This window comes from Streptomyces sp. NPDC100445 (genome assembly GCF_044759735.1).
Lineage (GTDB): Bacteria > Actinomycetota > Actinomycetes > Streptomycetales > Streptomycetaceae > Streptomyces.
Genome location: NZ_JBIVZV010000001.1, coordinates 932,682 through 952,700, shown reverse-complemented (window position 1 = coordinate 952,700; position 20,019 = coordinate 932,682). Strand labels below are relative to the sequence as shown.

At 76.6% G+C, this 20,019-nt stretch carries 1 protein-coding gene; it reads left to right on the top strand.

Annotated features, from left to right (window positions below):
- The first annotated feature begins 3 nt into the window (after positions 1–3).
- Positions 4–19,917: a non-ribosomal peptide synthase/polyketide synthase gene (locus ACIQVT_RS04155; protein WP_403747129.1), complete on the top strand. Its 19,914-nt coding sequence runs from the start codon at positions 4–6 to the stop codon at positions 19,915–19,917.
- The last annotated feature ends 102 nt before the right edge of the window (positions 19,918–20,019 follow it).

Sequence of the window (20,019 nt, the reverse complement as noted above, 5' to 3'; positions counted from 1 at the left end):
ACCATGACGTCTTCGACCCCGTCCAGCCCCGACAACCGCCCCGGCACCCCGGCGTCCGCCCGGCAGGACCGCGCCGAGGCCCTCCCCGCCGACCTCAGGGAGGCGCTGCGCCGACGCCTCGCCGGACGGGCCGGGGCCGCGGCCCCCGGCGCCGCCCGGCAGGGCGTCCCGCGCGCCCGCCGGGACCGGCCGCTGCCGCTGTCCTTCGCCCAGCAACGCCTGTGGTTCCTGGACCGCCTGCGCCCGGGTGACGCGCGCTACAACAGCGCGGTCGCCGTCCGCCTCACCGGCACCCCCGACCACGACGCGCTGCGTGCGGCGCTGACCGCCGTGGTGGCCCGGCACGAGGCGCTGCGCACCACGTTCACCGAGACCGACGGCCGACCCGCGCAGACCGTGCACCCGGCGGGCCCGGTGCCGCTGCCGGTCCACGACACCGGTGACCTGGACGCGGACCTGCGGGCCGAGTACTCCCGCCCCTTCGACCTGCGGCGGGGCCCCCTGCTGCGGGCGCTGTTGCTGCGCGAGTCCGCCACCTCCCACGTGCTGCTGCTGACGGCCCACCACATCGTCACCGACGGCTGGTCGATGGGCCTGGTCCTGGACGAACTCTGCACCACCTACGACGCCCTGGCCCGGGGCGCCGAACCCGGCCTGCCCCCGGTCGCCACCCAGTACCCGGACTTCGCGGTGTGGCAGCGCGAGCAGCTCTCCGGACCCCGTCTGGAGAAGCACCTGGCGTACTGGAAGGACCGGCTGGCCGGCGCGGTCGCCCCCGAGCTGCCCCTGGACCGGCCGCGGCGCGGCGAGGAGGCGGGCGCGGGCGCCGTCCACACCTTCACCGTCCCCGCCCGTCTCACGGCCCGGCTGCGCGACCTCGCCCGCGACCACCGCACCACCCTGCACACCACCTTGGTCGCCGCCACCCAGGCCCTGCTGGCCCGCTGGTCCGGCCAGGACGACATCACCGTCGGCTCCCTCACCCCCGGCCGGTCCCGCACCGACCTGGAACGGACCGTCGGCTTCTTCGTGAACACGGTCGTGCTGCGCACCACCGTGGACCCCTCCGCCACCTTCCGCTCCCTGCTCACGGAGGCGGCCGACACGGTCAACGGCGCGTTCGCGCACGGCGACACGCCGTTCGAGCGGATCGTGGAAGCGGTGGGCGCACCCCGTGAGGCGGGCCGCAACCCGCTGTTCGACGTGCTCGTCCTGCTGCACCCCGACCCGCCCGCCGCGACCGCCCCGCAGGGCCTCGCCACCGAACCGGTCACCGTGCCCCGGCAGGCGGCCACCTTCGACCTGAGCGTGGAGTTCGTCCCCGACGGCGACCACCTGACCGGTCTGCTGGAGTACCGCACCGACCTGTTCGACGCGGCCACCGCCGAGCGCATGACCGGACAGCTGCTGCGCCTCCTGGCGGGCGCCACCGACGCCCCCGACCGGCCCCTGGGCAGCCTGCCCCTGCTGTCCGGGGCGGAGACCCGCCAGGTCCTCCACGACTGGAACCCCGCCGCGCCGCCGGTGGACGACACCACCTACCCCGCCCTCTTCGAGCGGCGCGCCGCCCGCACCCCCGACGCCCTCGCCCTCGTCGCCGGCGGCGAACGGCTCGGCTACGCCGACCTCAACGCCCGCGCCAACCGGCTCGCCCACCACCTCATCGCCCTCGGCGCCGGCCCCGAACGACTGGTCGCGCTGCGGCTGCCGCGCACCGCCGACATGATCGTGGGGATCCTCGCGACCTGGAAGTCCGGCGCCGGCTACCTGCCGCTGGACCCGGCCCTGCCCGAGGAACGCGTCCGCTACCTCCTGGACGACACCAGCCCCGCCCTGGTCCTGGACGAGGCCGCGCTGCGCGCGGTGCCCGCGACCGCCCCGGACACCGACCCCACCGACGCCGACCGGCGCGCCCCGCTGCACCCGCTGAACACCGCCTACGTCATCCACACCTCCGGCTCCACCGGCCGCCCCAAGGGCGTCGCCGTCTCCCACCGCTCGGCCGTGCGCCTGCTCGCCGCCCACCGCGACGGCTTCGTCGCCGACGCCGGCGGCGGCCCGCTGCGGGTGGCGCTCACCGCGTCCTTCTCCTTCGACACCTCCTTGGAGGGTGTGCTGCTGATGGCCGACGGCCATCCGCTGCACCTCGTCGACGAGGTCACCCGGATGGACCCGGCCGCCCTGGTCGAGTACGTGGTCGAACACCGCGTCGACTTCCTCGACGTCACCCCGTCCTACCTGCGGCAGCTGCTGCCCGCCGGACTGCTCACCGACCCCCGGCACCACCCCCGCGTCCTCATGCTCGGCGGCGAGGCCGTCGGCCCGGCCCTGTGGCGCGAGCTGGCCGCCCACCCGGACGTGCGGGCCCACAACTTCTACGGCCCCACCGAGTGCACGGTCGACGCCCTGTCCTGCCGCATCGACGGCGGCGACCGCCCGCTCGTGGGCCGCCCCCTGCCCGGCGTCCGCGCCTACGTCCTGGACGACCGGCTCCAGCCGGTGCCGCCCGGCGTCGGCGGCGAGCTGTACCTCGCCGGTGACCAGCTGGCCCGCGGCTACACCGGCCGCCCCGGCCTCACCGCGGCCCGCTTCCCCGCCGACCCCTACGGCCCGCCCGGCACCCGCATGTACCGCACCGGCGACCTGGCCCGCTGGACCGCCGACGGCCGCCTGGACTACCTCGGCCGCGCCGACGACCAGGTGAAGGTGCGCGGCCACCGGATCGAGCCCGGCGAGATCGAGGCCGCCCTGCTCGCCCTGCCCGGCATCGGCGCCGCCGCGGTCGTCGCCGCGCCCGACGCGCACGGCCACACCCGCCTCGCCGCCTACGTCGTCCCCGCGCCCGGCGCGCCCCGGCCCGTCACCGCCGACCTGCGGGCGGCCCTGCGCCGTACCCTGCCGGACCCGCTTGTGCCGTCCTCCTTCACCCCGCTCGACGCGCTGCCGCTGACCACCAGCGGCAAGCTGGACCGCCGCGCCCTGCCCGCCCCCGCGCCCACCGAGGGCCGCCGCGAGTTCGCCGCCCCCCGCACCCCGGACGAGGAGACGCTGGCCGGGATCTGGGCCGAGGTGCTCGGCGTGCCCCGGGTCGGCGTCACGGACAACTTCTTCGAGCTGGGCGGCGACTCGATCCTCAGCATCCAGGCCGTCGCCCGGGCCCGCGCCGCGGGCCTGCGGATCGGCTCCCAGGACGTCTTCCGCCACCAGACCGTCGCCGACCTGGCCGCCGCCGCGTCCCACCGCACCGCCCCCGTGCCCGCGCCCCGGCGCCCGCACGAGGACGGGCCCGCCCCGCTCACCCCCGTCCAGGAGTGGTTCCTCGCCACCCACGGCCCGCTGCGGCACTTCAGCATGTCGATGCTGCTCGACCTGCCCCGCGACCTCGACCCGGACGCCCTGGAACGGGCGCTGGAAGCCGTCGTGGCCCACCACCCGGCGCTGCGCGCCCGCTTCACCCGCACGGAGCGGACCTGGCGGCAGCACCCCGGCACCGGCTCGGGCACCGCGCTGCTGACCCGCCCCGCCCCCGCGACCCCGCCCGCCGAGGCCGCCGACGCCGCCCGCGCCGCCCTGGACCCGGCCACCGGCGCCCTCGTGCGCGCCGCCCTGCTGACCGGCGGCGACCGCCCCCAGCTGTTCCTCACCGCCCACCACCTGGCGGTGGACAGCGTCTCCTGGCGGGTGCTGCTCGCCGACCTGGAGGCGGCCTACCGGCAGGCCGCGGCGGGGGAGGAGCCCCGGCTCGAACCCGAGCACACGCCGTTCACCGACTGGGCACGCCGGCTCGCCGACCGGGTCCGGGCCGGCGACCTGGACGACGACCTGCCGTACTGGACCGAGGAGGCCGCTCAGCCCCGCGCCGAGCTGCCCGTCGACCTCCCCGGCACCCCGTTCGCCGGCTCGGTACGCACCGTGCGCACCCGCGTCGACCGCGCCACCACCGACGCCCTGCTGCGCCGCGTGCCGGGCGTGTACCGCACCCAGGTCAACGACGTGCTGCTGAGCGCGCTGGGCCGGGTCCTCGCCGACTGGACGGGCACCGACCGGGTCACCGTCGCCCTGGAGGGCCACGGACGCGAGGAGGACCTGGCCGAGGGCGTCGACCTGTCCCGCACGGTCGGCTGGTTCACCACCCAGTACCCGGTGACCCTCACCCCGGCGGGCCCCGGCGACTGGGGCGCCACCCTCAAGGCCGTCAAGGAGCGGTTGCGGGCCGTACCCCGGCGCGGGCTGACCTACCAGGCGCTCGGCCACCTCGGCTCACCCCGGCCGGAGGCCCGCGCCCTCGGCGAACTCCCGCTGCCCGCCGTCTGCTTCACCTACCACGGCCAGTGGGAGGCTGCCCCCGGACGGGACTTCGCGCCCGCCGCCGGCGTGCCCGGCCGGGACGTGGACCCCACCCGGCCCCTCGACCACCTGTTGGACGTCTCCGCCGTGGTCTCCGACGGCGAGCTGGAGATCACCTGGCACTACAGCGACCAGGTGCACCGGGCCGGCACCGTCCAGCAGCTGGCCGACGACATGGCGGACGCGCTCGCCGCCATCGCCGAACACTGCGCCCGCCCCGGCGCGGGCGGCCGCACCCCGTCCGACTTCCCGCTCGCCCACCTGGACCAGGCCGGTGTGGACCGGCTCGCCGGCGACGGCCGGGACGTGGAGGACCTGCTGCCGCTCACCCCGCTCCAGGAGGGCATGCTCTTCCACCGGCTCGTCGGCGGACCGGACGACGTGTACGTCGACCAGGCCGCGCTGCTGCTGGAGGGCGTCGGCGACCCGGACGCCCTCGCCGTGGCCTGGCAGCGGGTCACCGACCGCACCCCCGCCCTGCGCACCAGCGTGGTCTGGGAGGGTGTGCCGGCACCGCTCCAGGTCGTGCACCGCCGCGTCACCGTACCGGTGGAGCGGTACGACTGGCGGGACGTGGACGCGGCGGAGCGGGCCGACCGGCTCGACCGGCTCCGCGCCGACGACCTCGCGCGCGGCCTCGACCTCGACGCCGCGCCCCTGATGCGGCTGACGTTGGTCCGGCTGCCCGACGCCCGGCTGCACCTGCTGTGGACCTCCCACCACCTGATCCTGGACGGCTGGAGCCTCGCCCAGGTGCTCACCGAGGTGTTCGAGGAGTACGCGGCCCTCACCGCCGGCACCGAGCCGCGGCCCCCGGTACGGCGGCCGTTCGGCGACTACGTGCGCTGGCTGGCCGGGCAGGACACCGACGCCGCGCACGCGCACTGGCGGACCGTCCTCGACGGCTTCGCCACCCCCACCCCGCTGCCCGCCGACCGCGTCCGGCGCCCGGGGCACGAGACCCGCTCCGCCGACGTGCACACCGCCGGGCTGTCCGAGGACGTCTCCGCACGGCTGGCCCGCACCGCCCGGTCCGCCGGACTCACCCTCGGCACCGTGGTGCAGGGCGCCTGGGCGCTGCTGCTGTCCCGCTACAGCGCCGAACCCGACGTGCTGTTCGGCACCACCGTCTCCGGCCGCCCCGACGACCTGCCCGGCGTCGAGTCGATGGTCGGCATGTTCATCAACACCCTGCCCACCCGCGTCCGGGTGGACGGCGGACGTACCGCCGCCGCCTGGCTCCGGGAACTCCAGGAGGCGCAGGCCGAGGCGCGGCGGTTCGCCGCGGTGTCCCTCGCCGAGCTGACCGCCCTGAGCGACGTGCCCGCCGGCAGCCCGCTGTTCGACAGCATGATCGCCTTCGAGAACTACCCCTTCGACGACACGGGCGCGGCCGGCTCCGGGATCCGCCTGACGGACGTCTCCTCCCGGGACGCCACCAACTACCCCCTGGTGCTGCGGGCCTACCAGGGCGAGCGGTTCGGCTTCGACCTCGCCTACGACCCGCAACTGTTCGACGCCGCGACCGTCCGGGCGCTCGCCGACCGGCTGTGCCTGCTCCTCACCGAACTCGCCGACGACCCCGACCGCCCGCTGCGCGCCCTCGCCTGGACCACGGCCGGGGAACGGCACCGGCTGCTCACCGAGTGGAACGGCACCGCCGAGGGCCGGCCCGAGGAGACCCTGCCCGCCCTGTTCGCGGCCCAGGCCGCCCGTACCCCGCACGCCGAGGCCGTCGGCTGCGGCGACGACCGCCTCGACTACGCCACCCTGGACGCCCGCGCCAACCGTCTCGCCCACCGGCTCACCGAACTCGGCGCCGGACCCGAGAAGTTCGTGGCGCTCGCCCTGCCGCGCTCCACCGACCTGGTGGTGGCCGTCCTCGCCGTGCTGAAGGCCGGCGCCGCCTACCTGCCCGTCGACCCGGCGCTGCCCGCGGAACGCGTCCGGGGCATCCTCGCCGACGCCCGCCCGGTGGCCCTGGTCACCACCGGCCCGGCCGACGCCGGAACCGGTGTGCCCGTCCTTGCGCTCGACGACCCCGCCGTACGGGAGGACCTGGCCCGGCGCCCGGCCACCGCCCCCGACGACCCGGCCCGCCGCCCGCTGCCCGACAGCCCCGCCTACGCCATCTACACCTCCGGCTCCACCGGCCGCCCCAAGGGCGTCGTCGTCCCGCACGCCAACGTGGTCCGGCTGTTCTCCCACACCCGGCAGTGGTTCGGCTTCGGACCCGACGACGTGTGGACCCTGTTCCACTCCTACGCCTTCGACTTCTCCGTGTGGGAGCTGTGGGGCCCGCTGCTGCACGGCGGCCGGCTCGTCGTCGTCCCCGAGGACATCGCGCGCTCCCCCGAGGACTTCCTGCGGCTGCTCGCCGACGAACAGGTCACCGTCCTCAACCAGACCCCCTCCGCGTTCTACCCGCTGATCCGCGCGGACGCCGAACTCCCCGCCACCGGCGACCGGCTGGCGCTGCGCACGGTCATATTCGGCGGCGAGGCGCTGGACGTGACCCGCCTCGCCGACTGGTACACCCGCCACCCGGACACCGAGCCGCGCCTGGTCAACATGTACGGCATCACCGAGACCACCGTGCACGTCACCTACGCGGCCCTGGACCGCGGATGCGCCCGCGGCGGTACCGCGAGCCCGATCGGCACCGGCATCCCCGACCTGCGGGTCCACGTCCTCGACGACACCATGAACCCCGTACCGCCCGGCGCGGTGGGGGAGCTGTTCGTCGCCGGCGAGGGCCTGGCGCGCGGCTACCTGAACCGGCCCGGCCTCACCGCGGCCCGGTTCCCCGCCGACCCGTTCGGGCGGCCCGGCACCCGCATGTACCGCACCGGGGACCGGGCCCGCCGGCGCGCCGACGGCACCCTGGAGTACCTGGGCCGCGCCGACCAGCAGGTCAAGATCCGCGGCTACCGCATCGAACCCGGCGAGATCGAGGCCGCCCTGCACGCCCACCCGGGCGTGGGCGCGGCGACCGTCGGCGTGTACGAGGACACCGCCGGGACACGCCGGCTGGTGGCCCACGTCGTCGGCACCGGCACCGGCGACCGCACCGTGCCGCCCCCCGCCGCCACCGAACTCCGTGCCCACCTGGAACGGTTGCTGCCCGCCCACATGGTGCCCGCGGCCTACGTGCCGATGCCCGCCCTGCCGCTCACCGTCAACGGCAAGCTCGACCGGCGCGCCCTGCCCGCCCCCGGCCCCGACGGCTTCGCCGCCGGCGCCGCGCGGACCGCGCCGCGCACCCACGCCGAACGGCTGGTCGCCGCCGCCTGGACCGACGTCCTGGACACCGGCGAGGTCGGCGCCGACGACGACTTCTTCGCCCTCGGCGGCGACTCCATCCTCGCCGTCCGCGTCACCTCCCGGCTGCGGGCCGCGTTCGGCACCGACGTCTCACCCCGGCTGCTGTTCACCCACCCCACGCTGTCCGCCCTCGCCGCGGCCCTGGACACCCCCGGCACCGACGGCACCGACGACGCGGTCCCCGCCAGCGGCACGGACACCCCCGCCCCGCTGTCGTACGCCCAGCAACGGCTGTGGTTCCTCGACCGGTTCGAGCCGGGCAGCACCGAGTACACCACCCTGTCCGTGCTGCGCCTGCGCGGCCCGCTGGACACCGCCGCGCTGGGCACCGCCCTGGACGGCCTGGTCGCCCGGCACGGGACCCTGCGCACCACCTTCGCCGAACACGACGGCCAGGCACGGCAGGTCGTCCACCCGCCGCGGCCCGTCGGGCTCACCGTGGAGGACCTCGCGGACCCCGCCGCCCTGGACGCCCTCGTCGAGCACGAGGCCGCCACCCCCTTCGACCTGGCCACCGGACCGCTGCTGCGCGCCCGCCTGGCCCGGCTCACCGCCGACGAGCACGTCCTCGTCCTCGCCGTGCACCACATCGCCACCGACGGCTGGTCCGTCGGCGTCCTCGGCCGCGACCTGGGCGAGCTGTACGCCGCCGCCCTGGACGGCCGCCGCCCCGACCTGCCCGAACTGCCCGTCCGCTACACCGACTACGCCGCCTGGCAGCGCGGACGCACCGACCGGGCCGACGCCGACCTCGCGCACTGGCGCCGGGCCCTGGGCGGCGTGACGCCGCTGGAACTGCCCACCGACCGGCCCCGTCCGGCCGTCCGCACCCGCGACGGCGCCCTGGTGACCTTCACCCTGCCCGCCGCGCTGACCGGGCGGCTCCGCGCACGCGGCCGCGAGGCCGACGCCACCCTCTACATGACCCTGGTGGCGGCCTGCCAGGTGCTGCTCGCCCGCTGGGCCGGCCAGGAGGACGTCACCGTCGGCACCGTCACCGCCGGCCGTGAGCGTCCCGAACTGCACGACGTGGTCGGCATGTTCGTCAACACCCTCGTGCTGCGCGCCCGGGTCCGCCCCGACCTGTCGTTCCGGGAGCTGCTCACCGAGGTGCGCGCCACCGTGCTGGAGGCCTTCGCCCACCAGGACGTCCCCTTCGAGCGGGTGGTGGACGCCCTCCAGCCCGAACGCGACACCAGCCGCACCCCGTTGTTCCAGGTGATGGTCGCGCTGCACAACCTGGGCGCCGAGACACCCCGGCTGCCCGGCCTCACGGTGGAACCGGTGACCCCGCCGGTCCGCAACGCCACCTTCGACCTCGCCTTCGACTTCGTGGAGGGTGACGACGGCCTCACCGGCTACCTGGAGTACAACACCGGGCTCTTCGACGCCGGCACCGCCGAGCGGCTCGCCGGCCGGCTGCGGATCCTGCTGGAGGCCGCCGCCGAGGACCCCGGGCGGGCCGTGGGCGCCCTGCCGCTGATGACCGACGAGGAGCGGGGGCAGGTGCTCCGCCACGGCACGGGCGCCCTCCTGTCCGAGCCGGAGACCACCTTCCCGGCCCTCTTCGAGGCGCAGGCCGCCCGCACCCCGCACGACACCGCCCTGGTGGCGCGGGACGCCACCCTGGATTTCGCCGCCCTGAACCGGCGGGCCAACCGGCTCGCCCACCACCTCGTCGCGGGCGGCGCCGGCCCCGAGGACGTCGTCGCGGTGCGCCTGCCGCGCACCTCCGACCTGGTCGTGGCGGTCCTCGCGGTCCTCAAGGCGGGCGCCACCCTGGTCTGCCTGGACCCCGCGCTGCCCGAGGACCGCGTCGCGTTCCTCCTCGACGACGTCCGGCCGCACACCGTGCTCACCGGCCTCGACGCGGTGGACTGGGACCGGCTGCCCGCCCACGACCCGGCCGACACCGACCGGGTCCGGCCGCTGCTGCCCGGACACACCGCCTACATCATCCACACCTCCGGCTCCACCGGCCGCCCCAAGGGCGTCGCCGTCGAACACCGGCAGCTGGCCAACCTCTGCCACGACCACCGCGAGCACCTGCTCGCCCCGCACACCGCCGGCGGACGGCGGCTGCGGGCCGCGCTCAGCGCCTCCTTCTCCTTCGACACCTCCTGGGAAGGACCGCTGCTCCTCGCCCTCGGCCACGAGGTGCACCTCGTCGACGAGGACGTGCGCCTGGACCCGGAGGCGTTCTGCGCCCAGGTCGCCGCCCACCGCATCGACCTGGTCAACGTCACCCCCTCCTTCCTCCGCGAGCTGACCTCCGCCGGCCTGCTCGCCCCCGGCCGCCACCACCCGCGGCTGCTGCTCGTCGGCGGCGAGGCCGTCACCACGGACGCCTGGCAGGACCTCGTGCGCGCCGAACGCGAGCTGGGCGTGGCCGTGTACAACATGTACGGGCCCACCGAGTGCACCGTCGACGCCGTCTACGGCCGCTGCGCCGACCGGCCCGGCCGCCCGGTCCTCGGCCGTCCCGGCGGCAACCTGCGGGCGTACGTCCTCGACGGCGCGCTGCGCCCGGTGCCGCCCGGGACCCCCGGCGAGCTGTACCTCGCCGGGGCGCAGGTGGCCCGCGGCTACCTCGGCCGGCCCGGACTGACCGCCGCCCGCTTCCTCGCCGACCCGTTCGGCGCGCCGGGCGAGCGCATGTACCGCACCGGGGACCGGGCCCGCTGGGACGGGGACGGCCTGCTGGAGTTCCTCGGACGCGTCGACGAACAGGTCAAGATCCGCGGGTTCCGCATCGAACCCGGCGAGGTGGAGGCCGCGCTCCTCGGCCACCCCGACGTCACCGACGCGGCGGTGACCGCCCGCGAGCACGCCGGCCGGCTCATGCTGGTCGCCTACGTGGTGCCCGCCGCCGGCCGGACCCCCTCCGCCGACGCCCTGCGGGTCGCCCTGCGCCGTACCTTGCCCGACCACATGGTGCCCGCCGCGTTCGTCACGCTCGCCGGCATCCCGCGCACCACCAGCGGCAAGACCGACCGGCGTGCCCTGCCCGCCCCGCCCGCGCAGCCCGACAGCGCCACCCCGTACACCGCCCCTGGCACCGCGACCGAGGAGCGTCTCGCGGCGATCTGGGCCGAGGTCCTCGGCGTCGAACGGGTCGGCACCCGGGACAACTTCTTCGCGCTCGGCGGCGACTCCATCCTCAGCATCCAGATCGTCTCCCGCGCCCGGCAGGCCGGCCTCGCCCTCACCACCAAGGACGTCTTCCGCCACCAGACGATCGTCGAACTCGCCCTGCGCACCGGCGAGTCGGCGCCACCCGCGGCAACCGCCGAGGACACCCCGGCCCAGGCGCCGCTCACCCCCATCCAGCACTGGTACCTGGACGGGCGCAACCCCGGGCAGCGGCTGCGCTTCACCATGACCCAGCGCCTCGCCCTCGCCCCGGACACCGACGCCGAGCCGGTGCGGCAGGCCGCCGACGCCCTCGTCCGCCACCACGCGGCCCTGCGGACGCGGTTCGGCCGCACCGCCGACGGCTGGCGCCAGGAGGTGCTGGACGAGGCACCGGACGCCGTCTTCACCCGGCACGACCTGGCCGGCCTGGACGACGGGGCGGCGGAGGCGGAGGCACAGCGGCTCACGGACGAGGCGCAGGCCGCCCTCGACCCCGCCGCGGGCCGGGTCGTGCGTGTCCTGCTCCTCGACCTCGGCCCGCACCGGCCGGCGCAACTCGTCCTCACCGCCCACCACCTGGTCATCGACGGCGTCTCCTGGCGCATCCTGCTGGCGGACCTGGAGGCCGCCCACCGGGCCGCCGCGGCCGGCCAGCCGATCGCACTGCCCGCCCCGGGCACCTCCTACGGCCACTGGGCCACCCGCCTGGAGCGGCACACCCGCTCCGGCGGCCTGGACGCGGACCTGCCCCACTGGACGGCCGCCGGCGCCGCCCCGGCCGGGCTCCCCGCCGGACGGCCCGGCGCCAACACCCACGGCACCGCCGCCACCGTCACCGTCACCCTGGACGCGGCCACCACCGACGCCCTGCTGCGGCAGGTCCCCGAGGTCTACCGCACCCAGGTCAACGACGTCCTGCTCAGCGCCCTCGGCCGCACCCTGGCCCGCTGGTGCGGGCGCGACACCGTGCTGCTCGGCGTCGAGGGCCACGGCCGCGAGGACCTGTTCGAGGACGTCGACCTGTCACGCACCGTCGGCTGGTTCACCGCCGAGTTCCCCCTCGCCCTGCGCGTCGACCCCGACGCCGGCTGGCACGACACCCTCCGCTCCGTCAAGGAGCAGCTGCGCGCGGTACCGCTGCACGGCCTGAGCCACGGCGCCCTGCGCCACCTGCGGCCCGACAGCCCGCTCGCCTCCGCCCCCGCCCCGCTGGTCGGCTTCAACTACCACGGCCAGTGGGACACCGGCACCGCCACCGCCGACGGCCTGATCCGCGGCTCCCTGCCGCCGGCCGGCCGGGACACCGACCCCGACGAGCCCCGCCCCTACCTCCTGGACATCACCGGAGTCGTCCAGGAGGGCCGCCTCGAACTGGGCTGGACCTACCCGGCGGAGATCTACGACCGGGCCACCGTCGACGGGCTCGCCGAGGAGACCGCCGCCGCCCTGCGCGACCTCGTCGCGCACTGCGCCCGCCCCGGCGCCGGCGGCCGCACCCCCTCCGACTTCCCCCTCGCCGGCCTCACCCAGGACCGGCTGGACCGGCTCGTCGGCGACGGACGGCACGTCGAGGACGTCCTGCCGCTCACCCCGCTCCAGTCCGGCATGCTCTTCCACGGCCTCGTCGACACCGAGCACGCCTACTTCGACCGCACGGCCGTACGCCTGTCCGGCGTGGCCGACCCCGGCGCCTTCGCCACCGCCTGGCAGCAGGTCACCGACCGCACCCCGGCGCTGCGCACGAGCGTCCACTGGCAGGGCCTGCCCCACCCCGTCCAGATCGTCCACCGGCACGCCGAACTGCCCGTCACCCACCTCGACTGGCGCACCCTCACCCCCGGACAGCGCGCCGAGGCCACCGAGCGGCTCCTCGCCGAGGACCGGGCGGCGGGCATGGACCTCACCGCCGCCCCGCTGACCCGCCTCACCCTGGCCGCCCTGCCCGGCGACGAGGTGCTGCTGCTGTGGTCCACCCACCACATCGTCCTCGACGGCTGGAGCACCGGACAACTGCTCACCGAGGTCTGCGCGCGCTACGCCGAGCTGACCGGCGGCCCGCACACACCGCCCCCGGTACGGCGGCCGTTCGCCGACTTCCTGCACTGGCTGGGCGAGCAGGACGAGGCGGCCGCCGAACGGCACTGGGCGGACGCGCTGGCCGGGTTCACCGCCCGCACCCCGCTGCCGTACGACCGCACGCCCGCCGAGGCCCACCGGGCTCGGTCCGCGGCGGCCGTCCACCACGAGCTGGACACCGGTGTCTCGCGGCGGCTGCGGGAGAGTGCCGCCCGTGCCGGACTCACCGTCAACACCGTGATCGAGGGCGCCTGGGCGCTGCTGCTGGCCCGCTACAGCGGCCGGGACGACGTGGTGTTCGGCACCATCGTCTCCGGCCGCCCCGCCGAACTGCCCGGCGTCGAGGCCATGATCGGCATGTTCATCAACACCGTGCCGACCCGCGTCCGCGTCCCGTCCGGACCCGTGCTGCCCTGGCTGCGCGCCCTCCAGGAACGGCAGAGCGACGCCCGCCGCTTCGACCACCTCGCCCTGCCCCGCATCCAGGCCGGCACCGCGATCCCGGCCGGGGAACCGCTGTTCGACAGCATGGTGGTGTTCGAGAACTACCCCGTGGACGAGGCCGCCACGGCCCGCACCGGCGTCCGCGTCGAGGAGGTGCGCGCCGACGACGCCACCACCTTCCCCTGGTGCCTGCGCGCCCACCTGGCCGACCGCCTCGGCTTCGACCTCTCCTACGACCCCGCCCTGTTCGACGCCGGCACCGCCGAACGCGCCGCGGACCGCTTCGCCGCCCTGCTCACCACCCTCGCCGACGGAGCCGGCACCACCCTGGCCGACCTCGACCTGCTCACCGGCGCCGACCGCGCCCTGCTGGCCGCCTGGAACACCCCCGCCCGCCCGGCCGCCCCGCGCAGCCCGGTGGACCTCTTCGCCGAGCAGGCCCGCCGCGCCCCGGACGCCACCGCGGTGTCCGACGGCGACCGCACGGTCAGCTACCGGGAACTCGCCGAGTGGGCCGGCGCCCTGTCCGCCCGGCTCCTCGCCGCCGGACTCGCCGCCGAGGACCGGGTGGCGCTGCTGATGGACCGCTCCGCCGAACTCGTCGTCGCCCAGCTCGCGGTCCTCATGGCGGGCGGCGCCTACCTGCCCGTCGACACCCGCGCCCCCGAGGAGCGCCGCAGCGCCCTCCTCGCCCAGGCGGGCGCCACCGTCCGGCTCACCGCCGAGGACGTGGCCGCCGCCCGCTCCGGGGCGGCGCCCGCGGCCGGCGCGGGGCGGCAGGCGCCGCCCGCCGACCCCGACCGGCTGGCGTACGTGATGTTCACCTCCGGCTCCACCGGCCGGCCCAAGGCGGTAGCCGTACGCCACCGTGACGTCGCGGCGTTCGCCACCGACAGCCGGTTCGCCGGCGGGGTGGCCGACCGGGTGCTGCTGCACTCGCCGGTCGCCTTCGACGCGGCCACCTTCGAGGTGTGGGCGCCCCTCCTCAACGGCGGCCGCGTGGTCGTGGCCCCCGGCGACGGCGTGGACGCGGCCCTCGTCCGCCGGCTGGCCGGCGGTGCCGGGCTGAGCGCGCTGTGGCTGACCGCCGGCCTGTTCCGGCTGCTCGCCCAGGACGCGCCGGACTGCTTCCGCGGACTGCGCCAGGTGTGGACCGGCGGTGACGTCGTCCCCGCCCCGGCCGTGCGCCGGGTCCTGGCCGCCTGCCCCGGCCTGACCGTCGTGGACGGCTACGGCCCCACCGAGACCACCACCTTCGCGACCTCCTACCCGCTCACCGACCCGGCGGCGGTACCCGACACCGTCCCCGTCGGCCACCCCCTGGACGACATGCGCGTCCACGTCCTGGACGCCCGGCTGCGGCCGGTGCCGCCGGGCTGCGCGGGCGAGCTGTACGTCGCCGGAGAGGGCGTCGCCCGCGGCTACCTGGGCCGCCCCGGCGACACCGCGGCCCGCTTCCTCGCCGACCCCTGCGGTCCGCCCGGAAGCCGGATGTACCGCACGGGCGACCTGGCCCGGCGGCGGCCGGACGGCACCGTCGAGTTCCTGGGCCGCGCCGACGACCAGGTCAAGATCCGCGGCTTCCGGGTGGAGCCCGGCGAGGTCGAGGCGGCGCTCGCCGCCCACCCCGGCGTCGCGGACGTGGCCGTGCTCGCCCGCGAGGACCGGCCCGGCGCCCGGCGGCTCGTGGCCTACGTCGTGGGCCCGGCCGGCCGCGACACCGAGGAGCTGCGGGCCTTCGCCGCCCGCGTCCTGCCCGAGTACCTCGTCCCCGGCGCGTTCGTCCCGCTGGACGCCCTCCCGCTGAGCGGCAACGGCAAGGTCGACCGGGCGGCCCTGCCCGCCCCGCGGGCCACGGCACCGGCCGGGCGGGTGGAGCCGCGCACCGAGGCCGAACGCCGCACGGCGGACGTCTTCGGCGAGGTGCTGGGCATCGAACCGCCCGGCGTCGAGGACGACTTCTTCCGGCTCGGCGGCGACTCCATCCTCTCCATCCGGCTCGCCTCCCGCCTCGCCGAGGACTTCGACACCGACCTCACCCCCCGCGCGGTGTTCGGCAACCCCACGCCCGCGGGCCTGGCCCGGCTGCTCGGCACCCGGCGGGGCAGCGGCCGGCCGGAGATCGTCCCGGCCGCCCGCCAGGGAGCCGCGCCGATGTCGTACGCCCAGCAACGCCTCTGGTTCCTGGAGGAGTTCGCCCCCGGCGGCGCCGAGTACGTGACCGCGCTCGCCCTGCGCCTGCACGGCACCCTCGACACCGGCGCCCTCACCGCGGCCCTCGGCGCCCTGGTCGCCCGGCACGAGTCGCTGCGCACCACCTTCGACAGCGTCGACGGACACGGCGTACAGCGCGTCCACCCGCCCCGGGAGGTCCCGCTCCCCGTGCACGACCTGTCCCACCTCGGCGACGGCGAACGGGAACCCGCGCTGCGGGCCCTGCTCGCCGGGGAACGCTCCCGCCCCTTCGACCTGCGGGAGGGCCCGCTGCTGCGCGCCGGGCTGGTCCGCCTCGCCGGCCACGACCACGTCCTCACCCTCACCCTGCACCACATCGTCACCGACGGCTGGTCCACCTCCGTCCTGCTCGGCGACCTCGCCCACCTCTACCGGCGCGAACTGGGCGTCGTGGCGGAGGACCTGCCGCCGCTGCCGGTGCAGTACGCCGACTACGCGCACTGGCAGCGCACGGCCGGCGCCGCCGCCGCGGACGGGCAACTCGCCCACTGGAAGCGGCACCTGGCCGGCGTCGCGCCGCTGGACCTGCCCACCGACCGGCCCCGGCCGCCGGTGCGCACCAGCGCCGGCGCCACCACCCGCCTGGTCGTGCCCGCCCGGACCGCCGACCGGCTGACCGGACTGGCCCGGGACCGGGGGACCACCCTGTTCACCACGCTCGTCGCCGCGGCCCAGGCCTACCTGGCCCGACTCTCCGGCACCGACGACATAGCCGTCGGCACCGTCACCTCCGGCCGCGACCGCGCCGAGACCCAGGCCCTGGTCGGGTTCTTCGTGAACACCCTGGTGCTGCGGTCCCGGGCCGCCGCCGACCAGCCGTTCACCGCCTTCCTCGGCGAGGTACGACAGACCGTCCTCGACGCCTTCGCCCACCAGGACGTGCCCTTCGAACGGGTCGTGGACGAGGTCCAGCCGGTCCGCGACACCAGCCGCAGCCCGCTCTTCCAGGTGATGGTCGTCCTCCAGAACACCCCGTCGGCCGACCTGGACCTGCCGGGACTGGACGTCACCGACGTCGAACCCGAGTCGGAGCAGGCCGCGTTCGACCTCACCCTGGAGTTCGCCGAGACCGGCTCCGGCGGCCTGCACGGCCTGCTCACCTACAACACCGACCTCTTCGACGCGGACACCGCCGAACGGATGGCCAGGCAGCTCGGCACCCTGCTGGACGCCGTCGCCGAGGACCCCGACCGCCCGCTGGGCGCCCTGCCACTGGCCTGTGACGAGGAGCTGGAGGTCCTGCTCGGCCAGGGCCGCGGCACCTTCCGGCCGATGCCCGAGGCCACCCTGCCCGAGCTGTTCGAACGGCAGGCGGCCCGCACCCCCGACGCGGTGGCCCTGCTGGACGGCGACCGGGAACTGACCTACGCCGACGTCGACCGGGCGGCCAACCGGCTCGCCCACCGGCTGCTGCGGGACGGCGTCGGACCGGAGCGGATCGTCGCCCTGGCCCTGCCCCGCTCGGCGGCGACGGTCGTGGCCCAGCTCGCCGTCGCCAAGGCCGGCGGTGCCTTCCTGCCCGTCGACCCCGACTACCCGCCCCAGCGACGCGAGTTCATGATCCGGGACGCGGGCGCCCACCTGGTGCTCGGCGACCCCGACGAGGTGTGGGCCGCGGACGGGCCGCGGACCGCGCCCACGGACGCCGACCGCCCCACCGCGCTCACCCCCGCCCACCCCGCCTACGTCATCTACACCTCCGGCTCCACCGGCACCCCCAAGGGCGTGACGGTCACCCACCGGGGCCTGGCCGCCTTCGCCGCGTCCGCCGCCGAACAGTACGCGGCGGGCCCCGGCGACCGGGTGCTCCAGTTCGCCTCGCCCAGCTTCGACGCCTCCGTCCTGGAACTGTGCGTCTCCCTGCTCGCCGGGGCCACGCTGGTCACCGGCGAGGAGGGACCACTGGTCGGGGAACGGCTGGCGGAGGTGCTCGCCGAGCGCCGCATCACCCACACCCTGATCCCGCCGGCCGCGCTGGCCACCGTGGCACCGGAGACCGCCGCCGCCCTGCCCGCCCTGCGCACCCTGATCGTCGGAGCCGAGGCCTGCCCCGCCGACCTGGTGGAGACCTGGGCACCCGGCCGCCGGATGATCAACTCCTACGGCCCCACCGAGGCCACCGTCGTCGCCACCTGGACCGGCCCGCTGACCCCCGGCACCGGCGCCCCCTCCATCGGCCGCCCCGCCGGCAACACCCGCGTCCACGTCCTCGACGCCGCGCTGCGCCCCGTCCCGCCCGGCGTCACCGGCGAGCTGTACGTCGCCGGGCCCGGACTCGCCCGCGGCTACCGGGGCCGGCCCGGACTGACCGCCCAGCGGTTCGTCGCCGACCCGTTCGGCGCGCCGGGGGACCGGATGTACCGCACCGGGGACCTGGTCCGCTGGACCGCCGACGGACTCCTCCGCTTCGCCGGCCGCGCCGACGACCAGGTCAAACTGCGCGGCTTCCGCATCGAGCCCGGCGAGATCGAGAGCGCGCTGCGCCGCAGCCCGCTGGTGCGCGACGCGGTCGTGACCGTACGCGAGGCGGACACGCCCGGCGGCCCCGCCCGGCTCGTGGCCTACGTCGTCCAGACCGACCCGTCCGCCGCGCTGCCCCTCGGCGAACTGCGCCTGCACCTCGGCGGGCTGCTGCCGCCGCACATGGTGCCGTCCGTGTTCGTCCCCCTCGACCGGCTGCCGCTCACCCCGAACGGCAAGACCGACCGGCGGGCCCTGCCCGCACCCGGGCCCGCCCGGGCCGACGACGGACCGCGCACCGCGCCCCGCACCGAGACCGAACGCCGCGTCGCCCGCATCTGGGCCGACGTGCTGGGCATCGACGAGGTCGGCGCCGACGACAACTTCTTCGCGCTCGGCGGCGACTCCGTGCTGAGCATGCAGGTCGTCTCCCGGCTGCGCCGCGACGGCCTGCACGTCGCCACCCGCGACCTGTTCACCCACCAGACCGTCGCCGAACTCGCCACCGTCGTCCGCAGCGCCCCCCAGCGCCCCGGGGAGGGACCGGTGACGGGCGAGGTGCCGCTCACCCCCATCCAGCACTGGTTCCTCACCGGTCCGCGCGCCGCCCACCACCACTTCAACCAGTCGGCGCTGCTGGAACTCGACGGCAGCCCCGACCCGCGGGCACTGCGGGCCGCCCTCGACGCGCTGCTGGAACACCACGACGCCCTGCGCATGCGGTTCACCCGGGAGGCGGACGGCTGGCGGCAGTTCAACCCGCCGCCCGCCACCGGCCACGACATCCTCACCCACCACGACCTCACCGGGATGTCCGCCGACGACGCAGACGCCGCCATGGCGAAGGCCGCCGACGAACTCCACGCGAGCTTCGACCTCGCCCACGGCCCGCAGCTGCGCGCGGCACTGTTCACCGGCGAGCCGGACCGGCCCGTCTTCCTCCTCCTCGTCGCCCACCACCTGGTCGTCGACGCCGTCTCCTGGCGCATCCTCCGCGACGACCTGGAGACCGCCTACCGGCAGGCGCTCCAGGGCGCCCCGGTCACGCTGGGGGAACGCGGCACCAGCTTCCGCGCCTGGTCGCGCGGGCTCGCCGCGTACGTCGCCGACGGCGGCCTCGACGACGAACTCCCGCACTGGGAACAGGCGGTACGCGCCGAGACCGCACCGGAGGACCCCGCCCCGGCGGCCCGGCCCGGACCGGCCGCCGTGGTGGAGGTGGAACTCGACGAGGAGGACACCGAGGCCCTGCTGCGCTCCGCGCCCACCGCCTACCGCACCCGGGTCAACGACGTCCTGCTCGCCGCCCTCGCCCTGGCGCTGGCCCGCTGGACCGGCCAGGACCGGGTCCGCCTGGACCTGGAGGGCCACGGCCGTGAGGATCTCCTCGACGGCGTCGACCTCTCCCGCACGGTCGGCTGGTTCACCACCGTCTACCCGGTCGCCCTCCAGGTGCCCGACCCCGGTGACCTCGGCCCGGACCGCGACTGGCGTTCCCTGGTCAAGTCCGTGCGCCGCCAGCTGCGGGCCGTACCCGGCAACGGCATCGGCTTCGGCGCCCTGCGCACCTTCGGGCCCCCCGAGGTCCGCGAACGCCTCGGCGGCAGCGCGCACAGCCAGGTGGTGTTCAACTACCTCGGCCAGTGGGACGCCCGCTCCGACACCGCCGACGGCGGCCTGATCCGCGCCGAACACGGCTCCTTCGGACAGGACCACGACCCCCGGGACCCCGGCTCACACCTCGTGGAGGTGGTGGGCGCGGTGCAGCACGGCCGGCTCGCCTTCACCTGGCACCACCGGCCGGGCGTCCACGACACGGCGACCGTGCGCCGGGTGGCCGAGGAGTTCGCCGAGGCCCTGCGCCGGCTCGCCCGGCACGCCAGGGGAGGCCGGTGACGATCCTGAACCTCCGTGGGGCGCCGCGCCGGCGGACCGTCCGGCACGGCCCCCGCTCACCCCGCGCCCCGACCCGTCCCCCCGCTCCCGACCAGCCCGCCC

Coding starts and splice junctions, on each gene's coding strand:
- ACIQVT_RS04155 (WP_403747129.1), top strand. CDS start 4: ATGACGTCTTCGACCCCGTCCAGCCCCGACAACCGCCCCGGCACCCCG.